The sequence below is a fragment of the Bradyrhizobium elkanii USDA 76 genome (assembly GCF_023278185.1).
Lineage (GTDB): Bacteria > Pseudomonadota > Alphaproteobacteria > Rhizobiales > Xanthobacteraceae > Bradyrhizobium > Bradyrhizobium elkanii.
In genome coordinates this window covers 5,693,409-5,706,375 of sequence record NZ_CP066356.1, presented here as the reverse complement: position 1 = coordinate 5,706,375, position 12,967 = coordinate 5,693,409, and the positions used below count along the sequence as shown (strand labels likewise).

Annotated in this window: 10 protein-coding genes; 2 read left to right on the top strand and 8 right to left on the bottom strand. The window is 62.3% G+C overall.

The features are described from left to right. Nucleotides 1-66: 66 nt before the first annotated feature. The 7 genes from JEY66_RS27785 to JEY66_RS27755 form a co-directional block, all read right to left on the bottom strand. The gene (locus JEY66_RS27785) at nucleotides 67-1,269 is read right to left on the bottom strand and encodes an ABC transporter substrate-binding protein (protein WP_016840663.1); all 1,203 of its coding nucleotides are present in this window, start codon (nucleotides 1,267-1,269) and stop codon (nucleotides 67-69) included. Nucleotides 1,270-1,369: 100 nt separating this feature from the next. Continuing rightward, the gene (locus JEY66_RS27780) at nucleotides 1,370-2,140 is read right to left on the bottom strand and encodes an enoyl-CoA hydratase/isomerase family protein (RefSeq protein WP_038373314.1); all 771 of its coding nucleotides are present in this window, start codon (nucleotides 2,138-2,140) and stop codon (nucleotides 1,370-1,372) included. Between the two features lie 31 nt (nucleotides 2,141-2,171). Further along, the gene (locus JEY66_RS27775) at nucleotides 2,172-4,166 is read right to left on the bottom strand and encodes an ATP-binding protein (protein WP_018271034.1); all 1,995 of its coding nucleotides are present in this window, start codon (nucleotides 4,164-4,166) and stop codon (nucleotides 2,172-2,174) included. 15 nt (nucleotides 4,167-4,181) lie between these two features. Then, nucleotides 4,182-5,789, bottom strand: coding sequence for a carboxyl transferase domain-containing protein (locus JEY66_RS27770; RefSeq protein ID WP_016840659.1), 1,608 nt, complete (start codon nucleotides 5,787-5,789; stop codon nucleotides 4,182-4,184). Between the two features lie 166 nt (nucleotides 5,790-5,955). Next, a complete protein-coding gene (locus JEY66_RS27765) occupies nucleotides 5,956-6,372 on the bottom strand; it encodes a Zn-ribbon domain-containing OB-fold protein (RefSeq protein WP_016840658.1) in 417 nt (138 codons plus the stop codon). Continuing rightward, nucleotides 6,372-7,553 carry a thiolase C-terminal domain-containing protein gene (locus JEY66_RS27760; protein WP_018271035.1) on the bottom strand — a complete coding sequence of 394 codons (1,182 nt, stop codon included), beginning with the start codon at nucleotides 7,551-7,553 and terminating at the stop codon, nucleotides 6,372-6,374. The genes JEY66_RS27765 and JEY66_RS27760 overlap by 1 nt, the downstream gene beginning before the upstream one ends. Continuing rightward, complete coding sequence (locus tag JEY66_RS27755) at nucleotides 7,550-9,091, bottom strand: class I adenylate-forming enzyme family protein (RefSeq protein WP_018271036.1); 1,542 nt, start codon at nucleotides 9,089-9,091, stop codon at nucleotides 7,550-7,552. The genes JEY66_RS27760 and JEY66_RS27755 overlap by 4 nt, the downstream gene beginning before the upstream one ends. A 132-nt stretch (nucleotides 9,092-9,223) precedes the next feature. Here JEY66_RS27755 and JEY66_RS27750 point away from each other — a divergent pair, with 132 nt between their 5' ends. Next, nucleotides 9,224-10,033, top strand: coding sequence for an enoyl-CoA hydratase/isomerase family protein (locus JEY66_RS27750; RefSeq protein WP_018271037.1), 810 nt, complete (start codon nucleotides 9,224-9,226; stop codon nucleotides 10,031-10,033). Between the two features lie 102 nt (nucleotides 10,034-10,135). Here JEY66_RS27750 and JEY66_RS27745 read toward each other — a convergent pair whose 3' ends face one another. After that, the gene (locus JEY66_RS27745) at nucleotides 10,136-12,082 is read right to left on the bottom strand and encodes an AMP-binding protein (RefSeq protein WP_018271038.1); all 1,947 of its coding nucleotides are present in this window, start codon (nucleotides 12,080-12,082) and stop codon (nucleotides 10,136-10,138) included. A 69-nt stretch (nucleotides 12,083-12,151) separates the two neighbouring features. Between JEY66_RS27745 and JEY66_RS27740 the strand changes: the two genes are divergently transcribed. After that, a complete protein-coding gene (locus JEY66_RS27740; RefSeq protein ID WP_018271039.1) occupies nucleotides 12,152-12,964 on the top strand; it encodes an enoyl-CoA hydratase/isomerase family protein in 813 nt (270 codons plus the stop codon). The last annotated feature ends 3 nt before the right edge of the window (nucleotides 12,965-12,967 follow it).

Genomic DNA, 12,967 nt, shown 5'->3' with positions numbered 1-12,967 from the left:
TTGTTTCCCAAAATCCGCCCGGCCAAGCAGTGGCCTTCGCTCGCTCTCTGCGCCGATCAGGTCGTTTCACTTCTTGAGAAGCGCGCACTTCGATTCGCTGACAGGCCGATATGCGTCCTCACCCCGGATTGTCTTGACGATCTCGAGATAGTCCCACGGCTCCTTCGAATCTGATGGCTTCTTCACGCGCGCCAGGTACATGTCACGGATCACCCGCCCGTCCTCGCGCAGCCTGGCGCCATGTACGAATGTGTTCTCGACCGGAAGTTCGCGCATCTTGGCCATGACCGCGGCGGGATCATCTGTGCCGGCGGTTTTGATCGCCTTGAGATAGTGCAGCACAGAGCCGTAGACGCCGGTGTGAATCATGGTCGGCATGACGTTGGTCCGGGTGAAGAACCTCTTTGACCAGGCGCGGGTCTTGTCATCCATGTTCCAGTAGGAGGCCGTCGTCATGTAAGTGCCTTGTGCGGCCTGCAGGCCGACAGCGTGCACGTCGGTATCGAACATCAGCAGGCCGACAAGCTTCTGGCCGGCCTGAACCAGGCCGAATTCACCGGATTGCTTGATGGCATTGTCGGTGTCCTGGCCAGCATTGGCAAAGGCCACAACATCCGCCTTGGAGTTTTGCGCCTGCAGTACAAATGACGAGAAGTCGGCTGTGTTGGTCGGATGCCGCACGTTGCCGAGTACCTTGCCGTCCAGCTCCTTGATGAAGCGCGTCGCGTCTTTCTCAAGTTGCTGGCCGAACGCGTAGTCGGCGGTGACAAAAAACCAGGACTTGCCACCCTCCTTGATGACAGCCGACGCCGTCACTTTGGATAGCGCGTAGGTATCGTAAGAAAAATGTACGGTGTTGGGGCTGCACAATTCGTCGGTCAGGGAGCTCGCGCCCGGGCCGGACAGCAGCGCGATCTTGTTGCGCTCCCGCACCATATTGTGAACGGCGATCGCAATTCCCGAGTTCGGAATGTCCGCTACCGCGTCGACCTTGCCGTTGTCGAACCAGTCGCGAACGATCTGCAGGCCGACGTCGGTCTTCATCTGGTGGTCGGCGCTGACGATCTCGATTGGCTTTCCGAGCACTGTCGGGCCAAACTCCTCAACGGCCATTTTCGCCGCCTCGACCGAGCCGGGACCGCTGTTGTCGCGTCCCCAGCTTGACAGGTCGGTCAGGACGCCAATCCGGACCACGTCATTCGAGATTTGGGCGGAGGCGGTCGACGCTGTCGCAACCAGGATGGCCAGGGCCAGGAAATTCCTCTTCACGTGTTCTCCCTCATTTTGTTCTATCGGACAGTAGGGTGGTTGGTCGTCGGGACAGGATGTCTGCGCGACGATGTGGTCGGGCCGAACGCAGCCGTTACAGCTACGTCTTATCGAATCGCGGCTCGCGCTTTTCCCGGAATGCATTGATGCCTTCGCGTGCATCGGCGTGCATCAGCAGGAACGGAAACCCATCGATCGCATGGCGCATCTCGTTGCCGCCAAGACCGCGATTGTAGAAGGACTTGGCCATCTGCACGGCAAGGCGAGGCTGTGAGGCGATGCGTTGCGCGAACGCGATTGCGTCGACGAGAAGACGTTCGTCGGGAACGACGCGCGATACGAGTCCAAGACGACTTGCTTCCGCGGCGTCGACAGGGTCGCCGAGGATGCTCATTTCCTTGGCTTTTGCGCGCCCGACGATGTCCTGAAGCCGAACGATAGCGAAGCCGGGCAGCAGCCCGAGCTTGATCTCGGGTACGCCAAAGCGAGCGCTCTCGGCCGCCAGGATGAAGTCGGATGCAATGGCGAGCTCAAATCCACCACCATAGGCTATTCCGTTGACCGCGGCGATCACCGGCTTGAGGGCCCGTTCGGGAGCGCTCAGGACCTCCATGGCGTCGATGAAGAACGCGCGCGCTTTCTCCGGATCGAAATCGAAGGTGCCGATATCGGCGCCAGCGCAGAATGCCTTGCCACCGGCGCCGGTGATGATGCTGACACGTACCGCATCGTCCTGGTCGGCCCGCTGTAGTCCTTCGCGGATGCCCATGCGAATGCCGCTGGTCAGTGCGTTCAGCTTGTTGGGCTCGTCGAGCGTCAGGATCGCGATGTTGTCCTGAACATCATAATTTACACTTCCCAATCGTAACATGTGCTTTCCTGAAGGGTTCGTGAGGAGGTGGCTATTGCGGGGCAGGCTCGACGACGGCGACGACGGCGTTTCGCTCGACGGTGTCGCCGGGTTTGAAGTGGACGGCGGTCACGATGCCGTTCACCTCGCTGGCAATGCGCAGTTCCATCTTCATGGATTCCATGACAACGGTCGGATCGCCTGCCTTCACGCGGCTACCGACCGTGACATTGATCTTCAACACCAGGCCGGTCATCGGGGCGCGCAGTTCGCCGCTGATCTCGGCGTCGGTGCTGATGTATCTGAGGTAGGGGATCGCGGTCATGCTATGGGCGCGGCGTGGATCGTGCACGAAGATCGCCTGGTCTTTCTGTACGATCCGCACGGTCTCGCAGCGCGCGTTGACTGTGGCTGCGAACGTGTCATCGGCAAGCGGCGAAAGCTGCACCCGAATCCTGTCATCGTCGACACCGATCAGCATCGAGCCATCTGGCTGCAAGGGCGCAAAGCGGATCTCCGCGCTGTCGCCTGCGGCTTCGAGGTGGAGAATGGGGATCGGTGACAAGCCGTCATCGGCTGCCGCCATCTGCCAGCCGGTCAGACTGTTGGACTGCCAGGGGTTGCCGGAAGCGGCAGCGCGCTGGCGCATCATCCAGAAAAACGCACCAACCGCCAGCGCTTCCGGGTCAATGTCGCCAGCGGTGGCCGCGAGCGCATCGATCTGTTCGTCGATCAGACGGGTATGAAAAGTCGCGGCGCGGGTCGCGGGCAAGGCGATCAATCGACGGAGAAAATCCCGGTTGGTGATGACACCGAAGATCGAGGTTTCACCGAGCGCACGATCGAGTTGGTCGAGCGTCTGATCGCGGGAGGCGGCATGAGCAATCAGCTTGGCGAGCATCGAGTCGTAATAGGGCGTGACGATTGACCCACTTTCGACGCCGGTCTCGACGCGAATGCCGCTGGACGGGAACCTGACATGGGCGAGCTCTCCAGTGGATGGCATGAAGCTGTCATTCGGATCTTCGGCGCAGATCCGCGCCTCGATCGCGTGGCCCTGGCACAACACTTCGCCCTGCTTCACCGGCAGGCCTTCGCCAGCGGCAATGCGGAGCATAGCCTCGACGATGTCGATGTCGGTAACCATCTCGGTTACGGGATGCTCGACCTGGAGCCGGGGATTGACCTCCAGGAAATAATGGTCGGTGCCGGTGACGATGAATTCGACCGTGCCGACGCCACGATATCTGAGCCTGCGTCCGAGCCGGACAGCGTCGTCGAGGATACGCTGGCGTAAGGCGGGAGCCAGGTTGGCAGCTGGCGCTTCCTCGATGAGCTTCTGGTGGCGACGCTGCAGCGTGCATTCACGTTCGAACAGGTGGATCACGTTGCCGTCGCCGTCACCCGCGATTTGCACCTCGATGTGCCTGCCTTGCAGGATCAGTTTCTCTACGATCAGCCTTGCGTCGCCGAAAGCATTCCTTGCCTCACGCATCGCGGACTCGATTTCGTCGGCAAGTCCGTCATAGGTCGAGATCGCCCGCATTCCCTTGCCACCGCCGCCGGCCGCGGCCTTGAGCATGACCGGCAGTGCGAGCCGGCGGACGCTGCGTTCGACTTCGATGCGATCCTCGCTCGGAGCTTCGCTTCCGGGTACCGTGGGGACACCGGCGGCGACGGCTTCCCGCTTCGCGGATGCCTTGTCGCCCAGCCGCTCGATGGTATCCGGCGTCGGTCCGATGAATACCAGTCCGGCTGCTTCGACCGCGCGGGCAAAGTCGGTGTTTTCGGCCAGGAAGCCGAAACCAGGATGGATCGCCTCCGCGCCGGTCGTTTTCGCGGCGGCGATGATGGCATCGATCCGCAGATAGCTTTCCGATGCCGGCGCGCCGCCGATCCCGATGGATTCACCGATAACCCTGACGTGCAAGGCGTCGGCATCTGCGGTGGAGTGCACGGTGGAAACCGCAACGCCGAGCCGTTGGCAGGTGCGGGCGATGCGGCAGGCGATTTCGCCTCGATTGGCAATCAGAATTTTCCTGAACATGGCGGCCCCCTTCGTCTACATCCGGAACACGCCGAAATCGGTGTGCTGACGCGGGACGCGCCCGGCGAGGTCAAGCAACAGCGCCATCACGCTGCGGGTTTCGAGCGGATCGATCACCATGTCGCACCAGGTGTTGCGGGCGAAATTGTAGGCATTGGCGAAATCCTCGAACGTTCGCCGGGTCGGCGCCATGTAGGCCTCGCGCTCGGCGTCCGTCCAACTCGTGCCCTCGCGTTTGTGCACCTCGTCGCGAACCATCGCGAGCGTGGTCGCGGCCTGGTCGGGACCCATGATGGCGGAACGGGCATTTGGCCACATCATCATGGCATTTGGCCGGAACGCCCGGCCGCACATCGCGAGGTATCCCGCGCCGTAGGCATTACCCATGATGAGCGTGTATTTCGGGACATTGGCGCTTGCCATTGCCGTGATCATTTTTGCGCCGTTCTTGGTGATGCCGCCTTCCTCGGCTTCACGGCCAACCATGAAGCCCGTTACATCCGCCATGAACAGCAGCGGGATGTCACGCTTGCAGCACAGCTCGATAAAGTGCGTCGCTTTCAGCGCGCTTTCGGAGAACAGCACGCCGTTGTTGCAGAGAATGCCGATCTCAAATCCCATGATTCGCGCAAAGCCGGTCACCAGCGTATCGCCATAGAGCGGCTTGAACTCATGGAATTCACTGCCGTCGACGAGACGCGCAAGGACATCGCGATTATTGGTGGGAATGCGCGGATCCGAACTGATCAGGCCGTAGATTTCGTTGGGGTCGAAGTGTGGCTCGCGCGCCGGGGCGACGGTCCGGGTTTGCCGGGGGATCTCGCCGAGACTGGCGACGATCTCGCGGGTGATGGCAATTGCATGGGCGTCGTTCTCGGCGAGATGGTCAGTGACACCGCTCACTCGGCTATGCATCTCGCCGCCGCCGAGTGCCTCGATGCCGACCTCTTCGCGGGTCGCCGCATAGACCAGCTGCGGCCCGCCTAGGAACATGGCGCCCTGGTTTCTGATGATGACGGTCTCATCGCTCAACGCGGGAATGTAGGCGCCGCCTGCGGTAGAGGGACCGTGCACCACCGCAATTTGCGGGATGCCTTCAGCCGACATCCTGACCTGGTTGTAGAAGATCGAGCCAAACTGGCCATCGTCAGGGAAGATATTGGGCTGGTCGGGCAGGTTGGCGCCGCCGGATTGGACCAGGGTCACGCAGGGCAGGCGGTGCTGCCAGGCGAAGCGCTGCGCACGAACATGCTTCTTGCAGGTGATACCGTAATAGGTGCCGCCCTTTACGGTGGGCTCGTTGGCGATGATCATGCAGGGACGATCGGAGATCATTCCAACGCCGGTAATGATGCTGCCGCCGGGCGGTACGCCTTCGTACAGGCCGTCGCCGGCCAGCTGACAGAATTCGAGGAACGGTGATCCGGGATCGATCAGCGCCGCGATCCGCTCGCGCGGCAGCAGCTGATCGCGTTCCTTGTGAAGCTTGCGTGCCCGTTCCGGACCGCCCAGTGCTGCCATGGCCCGGCGCCGCCTGAGATCCGCAACGCGCTCAGTGTAGGCGCTGCGGTTGCGGGCGTAGTCCTCGGTCGAGGTGACGACATCCGATTTCATGATTGCCATTGCGGGTGGTCCTGGCGGCTGCGCGGCAAGCCGATGGGTGGCTTGCCGCTGGTGTAATCGACCGGTGGGTTGGCGATGTGAGCGCTACAAAATCGAGGCATTGCGAAATTCTAACGATTGTTAGAATCGATCGCGCGCAGATGCAAGCAGAACTCATGCGGGTCCTTCAGGCTTTCCGGAAGCGCGGCAGAGTTATGTCGTCAGAGACCTGGTCGAATGCGAGCTCGACCTCCATGTCGAAGGTGACATCCGCCGGATCGCTCCCCGTCAGGGCGCTGATCATGCGCGGCCCTTCGTCGAGTTCGACGAGCAGCACGGCATAGGGGACATCCGCCTTGAATGCGGGGCCGGGAGCGCGATAGACCACGCTGAAGGAGTGCACCTTGCCGCGGCCGGTCGCGGGCCTGTGCACGAGCTCATCGCCGCCGCATTCGCGGCATGTGGTTTGCTGGTAGTACTGCACGTTGCGGCATCGGCGGCAGTGCTGCAGCAGGAGCTTGCCTTGTCGCAAGCCAAGCCAGAATGCGCTCGTATCGGAATCCGGCGCGGGCAGGGGCTTTCGAGTGGAATCCTCGGATGCCATCACAGCGTTTCCTCCGTGCCCAGAATGGCCGTGGCATTGGTGGCGAATCCCGCACCGAGGCTGTGCACCAGCCCGAGCGCGGCGCGGTCGACCTGCCGCTCGCCGCATTGCCCACGCAGCTGCGCGATCACCTCATGGAAGTGGAACAGGGCGCCAGGCATTCCGGAATGCGCGAATGACAGCAGGCCGCCATGGGTGTTGGAGGGTATTTGGCCGCCGTAGCTCATTTGTCCGTCGGCGACGAACGGGCCGCCTTCACCCTTGCGGCAGAAGCCGAGGTCCTCAAGCATCATCACCACGGTGCCTGTGAAGCAATCATAGATGCCGGCGACATCCATATCGCGCGGCTGGTAGCCGGCCATTGCATAGGCCCGCCGGCTGGATTCGACGGCACCGGTCGTGGTCAGGGACGGCATCAGGAAGATATGCTCGTGGGTGTAGCATTCTCCGCAACCGAGGATGTAGATCGACCTGCCGATCCCAAGTGCCTTCGCATGCTCGGCCGACGTGAGGACAAATGCCGCGCCGCCGTCCGAGATCAGCGAACAGTCGAGCTTGTGATAGGGCGTGGTGACCATGGGCGAACTGAGCACGTCCGCTGCGGTGATCGGTGTCGTCTGCTGCGCGCCGGGGGTCCGCGCCGCGTGACGCCTGTGCACGACGGCGACCTCCGCCAACTGCTCGGGCGTGGTGCCGAACTCCCTCATATGCCGGTGCGCGGTCATTGCGAAGGTGTTGGCAACCGGAATGCCGAACGGCATCTCGTATTGCTGATCCCGGCTTTCGGTGAGCGAACGCAGCGCCAGATCCGGCGTCAGCCCCGTCATCAGGCTGTCGGCCGCGACTAGCAGCACCACCTTGGCGAGGCCGCCGTGAATGGCGGCCGCACCAATGCTGAACATCGTCGCCGCCGTGGCGCCGGACACCTGCAACGTGTTCGAGAAGGTCGGACGGATTCCAAAATACTCGCTGAAGGCAACGCTGAAGCGATGGAACGGGGAGGCGAAGGCATGGCTCGACAGCACGCCGTCCACCTGGCTCTTGGCGAGGCCGGCGTCGGCGAGTGCGTTCGCTGCGGCCTCTGCCGCAAGCGAGAGCGGACTGCGGCCTGGCACCTTGCCGACCGCCGACAATCCGATGCCGATGACGGCAACCTTTCCTCTCAGGCTGGTGTCGCTCATGTGGAAACTTTCAACAGGCGCTCGAGTTCGTGGCGCTGGACCTTGCCACTTGTCGAGCGAGGGAATTCACCGAAGGTAATGAAACGGAATTCGCGCGGCCGCTTGTAGCTCGCCAGCTCGCGTCGGCACAGTTCGGTGAGCTCGGCTACCGTCATTGCAGCCCCTTCGCGGCACGCGACAAAGGCGACGGGGGCCTCTCCCCACCTTGGGTCGGCAGCGCGGACGACTGCGACTTCCGCGATCCGATCGTCGCCTAGCAGGACGCGTTCGATTTCGGCGGGATAGATATTCTCGCCGCCCGACTTGATCAGGTATTTGGCGCGGTCGACGAAATCGAGCGATCCGTCGGCGTTGCGCCTGAACACGTCGCCCATGTGAAACCAGCCGCCGCGGAAGTCGCGCGCGTTGGTCTCGTCCGCGCGCCAATAGCCGGAGAATAGTGTCGGGCTGCGGATGGCCAACTCGCCGGGCTCACCGGGCGCGACCTCGTTGTCGGAGGTGTCCACCAGCTTGATCTGGCAGAACGCATTTTGCCGCTTGGACAGGCTGGCCGGCACATCGCCTGGCGCAATCAGCGCCCGCGTCGCCGGCGGCAGGCCGGTCTCGGTCGAGCCGAAGCTGTTGAGATAGGGGGCGCCGAGCATTTCGGTGACCTCGGCAATGGCGTGCGGGGCGACCAGATCCGCCATGGCTCCGCACACCCGCACTCCCTTCACCTTGGTGCGTTGCGCTTTCAGACCATCGATAAGCGCCTCCACCATGCCGGGAATGAGGACCAGCCAGCCGATGTCGTGTTGGGAAACGGCCGTCAGCAGCGGTTCCAGCTGGAAGCCGTCGATCACAACGACAGTTCCGCCGCGCAGCAGGGTGGCGAGAGCATGATCGGTCGAGGCCATGTGGAACAGGGGGGCCCATGCGACGAATGTGTCGTGCGGAGCGATACCGAGTTCGGAGGAGAACACCAACGCCCGCATGACCATCGCGCGGTGCGAAATCACGGCGCCTTTCGGCAGGCCGGTCGTTCCGCTGGTGTAGAGAATGACGAGCCCATCTTCCGGTTCGGCGACAGACGGGGATGCCCGCCCGTCTGCTCGCGTAAGCTCGCTTTCGTATTGAGATCCGATCTCCAGGATTGGATTCGCCTTTGCGGCCGGCGGGAGGCTTGCTGCGAGGTCGGCCTCGACCAGCAGCAGCTTGGGCGACACCAGTTCGATGCAATAGGAGAGTTCGCGCTCCGACAACCGCCAGTTAAGGCAAGCCGTGATGATCCCGAGATTGGCGGCCGCCAACTCGATCTCGAGATATTCGGGACGGTTGCGCGACAGCAGGCCAAGCCGGTCGCCACGTTGCAGGCCCCGCGCGGCAAGCAGGACGGTCAACCGACGGACCCGGTCGCGCAACTCCCCATAAGTCACGCGCCGGCCGCGGTATTCGATCGCAGGCCTGTTGGCATGAAGCTCTGCACAGGCCTCGAACAACGCACCGACGGTTCCGATGCCGGATCCGCCCCCTGTCTGGATACTGAGCCCGGTTTCCATCAACGTTTCCTCGAGCGCTGTCTTTCGACATTCTTGTTTCGAGCCAGTGCTTGCGCCGGCCGACTACAAATTCTAACATCTGTTAGAAATAATTGGTAGCGCTTCTTAAGCGCCAAAAGCGGGAAGATCAATATGTCCAATCGGTACGCGGCCTACACGAGGTTGAAGCTCGACTATCCGGCTGAACGGATCCTTCGGATCACCTTCGACCGACCGGAGACCTATAACTCCGTCGACGCCGAGACCCATACACAGCTCACTCACATCTGGAGAGACATCGACAGCGATCCCGACATCAGCGCCGTGATTGTCACGGGAGCGGGCAAGGCATTCTCGGCCGGCGGCGATTTCGAGCTGATCAAGTCGCTGCTCGACAATCCGGCCGCGCGGATGGCGACCTGGAAAGAGGCCAAGGATCTCGTCTACAACGTCATCAACTGCAACAAGCCAATCATCTCGGCGATCAACGGCGTCGCCGTGGGCGCCGGCCTCGTCGTCGGGATCCTTGCCGACGTGTCGATCTGTGGCAAATCGGCGCGGATCGTGGACGGCCACACCCGGCTCGGTGTCGCCGCTGGCGACGTCGCCTGTATCATCTGGCCGCTGCTCTGCGGACTGGCGAAGGCAAAGTACTATCTGCTCACGTGCAAGCCGCTGTCGGGTGAGGAAGCCGAGCGGATCGGCCTGGTTTCGCTGTGCGTCGAAGATGCGGAGCTGCAAAGCATCGCATTGGAAACGGCGCAGGATCTCGCCACCGGCGCACAGAGTGCGATCCGTTGGACCAAATATGCGTTGAACAACTGGCTTCGCGTCAACGGGCCGCTGTTCGACACGTCAACCGCCCTCGAAATCCTCGGCTTTGCCGGCAATGAAGCCCGCGAAGGCCTGGCCTCGCACCTTGAGAAGCGCAAGCCAGCTTTCCCCAAGGATTGCCCGATCTAGGATCGTCTGATCCCCGTCAAGGCAACCGACCTGAGTGGTTGCCTTGATGTCTGGCTTCACGCCATGCGACGTCGCCTGGTCCGGGCCAATCCGGGCCGACAGCTATCCCTTGAGCTTCTGACGGATATGGTCGATCGCCTCGGGGTTGGCGAGCGCCGACAGATCGCCGGGGTCCTTGTCTTCGAAGACTGCGCGAAGCACGCGGCGCATGATCTTCATGTTGCGCGTCTTCGGCAGGTCATCGACCAGCAATACCCTTTCCGGGCGGTACGAGGTGCCCATTCCCTGCACCAGGGCCTGGGCAAGCTCTTCCGACAGCGCGCGGGGGTCTTTCGCACCGGGGCTCGGCACGCAAGCACACACGATAGCGGAGCCTTTGACCGGATGCGGGACGCTGAAGACGGCAGCTTCCGCGACCTTGCCGGTTGCGGTCAGCACGCCCTCGAGCTCTGCCGGACCGACGCGCTTGCCCGAAATCTTGAGGGTGTCGTCCGAGCGGCCAAGAATGTAATAGAGACCGTCCTTGCCGCGCATGGCAAAGTCGCCATGCACCCAGATTCCCGGAATCGTATTCCAGTAGCTCTCGAGATAGCGCTGGTCGCCCTTCCACAGGCTCTTGGTGAGCCCGATCGATGCATGACGCAGCACCAGCTCGCCGACCTCGCCGTCGGGGACAGGGTTACCCGCCATGTCGACGATATCCGCGCCGACTCCGAGGGCCGGCCGGGAGAACGAACATGGGTTCATTGGATGGTTGGGGGTCCCGGTGAAGATGCAGCCGCCGACTTCCGTTCCGCCAGAAATATTGATGATTGGGATCTTTGATTTGCAGACGTGTTCGAAGAACCATCGCCACGGTGTCTCGGTCCAGGCCTCGCCGCCCGAAGCAGTCATTCGCAGGCTCGAGAGGTCGTATCGCTCGACCTCATCGCCATGGCGCATCATGCCGCGCACGATGGTCGGTGAAACACCGAGATAGGTGACCTTGTGATCGGCGATCAGGCGCCAGAAGCGTCCCGTATCGGGATAATCGGGCGTCCCCTCGGCCACGAGGAGTCTGCCGCCAGCAAAGCTTGGAATGCAGGCGCACATCGCGCCCACCATCCATCCCATGTCGCTGAAGAAGAAAAACAGGTCCGTTGGCTTGAAGTCGCCGCAGATGATCATATCCCGCGTCACCATTGAGCCAATGAAGCTGATATGCGTCCACACGCAGCCCTTTGGTTCGCCGGTCGTACCCGACGTGTAGAGAAGGATGGCGGGATCTTCCGCGTCCATCTCGACGGTCGGAAGGTTTGCCTCCTCCTTGGCGATCTCATCCCACCAGTGGTCGCGTCCCGCCTGGATGGGGGTGTCGATGCCGAGCCCGCCGCGGTTTGCCACGATAACGTGCTGGACGGTTGGTGCGGTCTCCAGGGCCTCGTCGAGAACCGATTTCAGCGGAGCCGGCGCGCCTCGACGCCAGGTACCGTTCGCGGTGATGACGGCCTTCGCTTCACCATGGTTGAGCCGCGCCCTGATCGGGTCGGGACCGAAGCCGGAGAACAGGGGCATCACGATCGCCCCGATCTTCAGGATTGCAAAGAAAGCTATAAAGGTTTCGGGCAGGTTGGGCATGTAGATCGCGACGACGTCGCCCTTGCCGATGCCGAGCTTGCGCAGGCCCGATGCTAGCCGTTCGACAGCGAATGCGAACTCGGCGTAGCTCAGTCGCCGCTGCTCGCGCCTGTCTTCGCCTTCCCAGAGCAGGAATGTCTTGTCCCAGACTTCAGTTCCGCGGTGCTTGTCGATGCAATTGAGGACGATGTTCGTGGTCCCGCCAACGCACCAGCGCGCCCACGGTTCGCCCCGTGCTAGATCAAGGATCTTCTCGGGCTTGCGATAGAAGCGAACGTCACAGAACCCAAACACTTCCTGCGCGAGCCAGGCTGGATCGATGTCGGCCTTGGCCGCCAGCGTGTCGTAGTCCGGCTGCCCCGTGGCGCGAAGAAACGCGCTCAGGTTGCTTTTCTCCACCAGTTCCGCGGGGGGCGTCCAGAGATACGCCATCTTGCTTCCTCCTGCCTCAAGAGCTGCGCCATGTTCTTGCATCTGGCGTGCGGCGATGTATTCTAACAAATGTTAGAATTCAAGGAAGAAGATATCGTGGCTGAAAAAGAGCAAGTCCGCTATTCCGTCGAAGACGGCGTCGCGACGGTGACCATCGACCGTCCCGAACGCAAGAACGCGCTCTCGGTCGAGGCGATGAACGGCCTGACCGACGCCTGGGACAGGGTCGAAACCGACGCCTCGGTCCGCGCGATCATCCTGACCTCAGCGGATTGCGGGGTATTTTGCGCAGGGCTGGATCTGAAGCAGGCCGCGGAAATCCGGGCGAGGGACGGGGTGGATATCCTGACGCTGATGCGCGATCCCATGCAGCACGCGATGCGGAAGGTCTCCAAGCCCATCGTTGCTGCCATGACGGGATCTTTGATGGCCGGCGGGATGATGCTTGCGCTGAGGTGCGACTTGAGGATCGGGCTGCGCGGCACCCGTGCGGGAATAAGCGAGGTCAAGATGGGGCGCGGGTCCCCGTGGGCGGTGCCGATGCTTTGGATGGTGCCGCAACCCCTACTGATGGAGATGGTTCTGACGGGCGAGACGATCGCGATCGAACGGCTCGCGGAGCATGGTTTCGTGAACTCGCTTGAGGATACACCAAAGGCCGTGCGCGAACGCGCTCTTGAGCTGGCGCGGAAAATCGTCGAGGGCGCGCCATTGTCGGTCAAGGCGGCCAAAGCGAGTGTGCTAGCCGCGATGGACCTGGGGCTTGCGCAGGGCCTCGTCGCGGCCGAGCGCCTGCATGAGGAGACCTATGCCAGTCTCGATGCGATCGAAGGGCCGAAAGCGTTCGCAGAGAAGCGCAAGCCAGTCTGGCAGGGCAGATAGATT

Bases quoted from the DNA above. Each gene is read 5' to 3' on its own strand.
- JEY66_RS27780 (WP_038373314.1), bottom strand. From the start codon at position 2,140: ATGTTACGATTGGGAAGTGTAAATTATGATGTTCAGGACAACATCGCG.
- JEY66_RS27775 (WP_018271034.1), bottom strand. From the start codon at position 4,166: ATGTTCAGGAAAATTCTGATTGCCAATCGAGGCGAAATCGCCTGCCGC.
- JEY66_RS27770 (WP_016840659.1), bottom strand. From the start codon at position 5,789: ATGGCAATCATGAAATCGGATGTCGTCACCTCGACCGAGGACTACGCC.
- JEY66_RS27765 (WP_016840658.1), bottom strand. From the start codon at position 6,372: ATGGCATCCGAGGATTCCACTCGAAAGCCCCTGCCCGCGCCGGATTCC.
- JEY66_RS27760 (WP_018271035.1), bottom strand. From the start codon at position 7,553: ATGAGCGACACCAGCCTGAGAGGAAAGGTTGCCGTCATCGGCATCGGA.
- JEY66_RS27755 (WP_018271036.1), bottom strand. From the start codon at position 9,091: ATGGAAACCGGGCTCAGTATCCAGACAGGGGGCGGATCCGGCATCGGA.
- JEY66_RS27750 (WP_018271037.1), top strand. From the start codon at position 9,224: ATGTCCAATCGGTACGCGGCCTACACGAGGTTGAAGCTCGACTATCCG.
- JEY66_RS27745 (WP_018271038.1), bottom strand. From the start codon at position 12,082: ATGGCGTATCTCTGGACGCCCCCCGCGGAACTGGTGGAGAAAAGCAAC.
- JEY66_RS27740 (WP_018271039.1), top strand. From the start codon at position 12,152: ATGTTAGAATTCAAGGAAGAAGATATCGTGGCTGAAAAAGAGCAAGTC.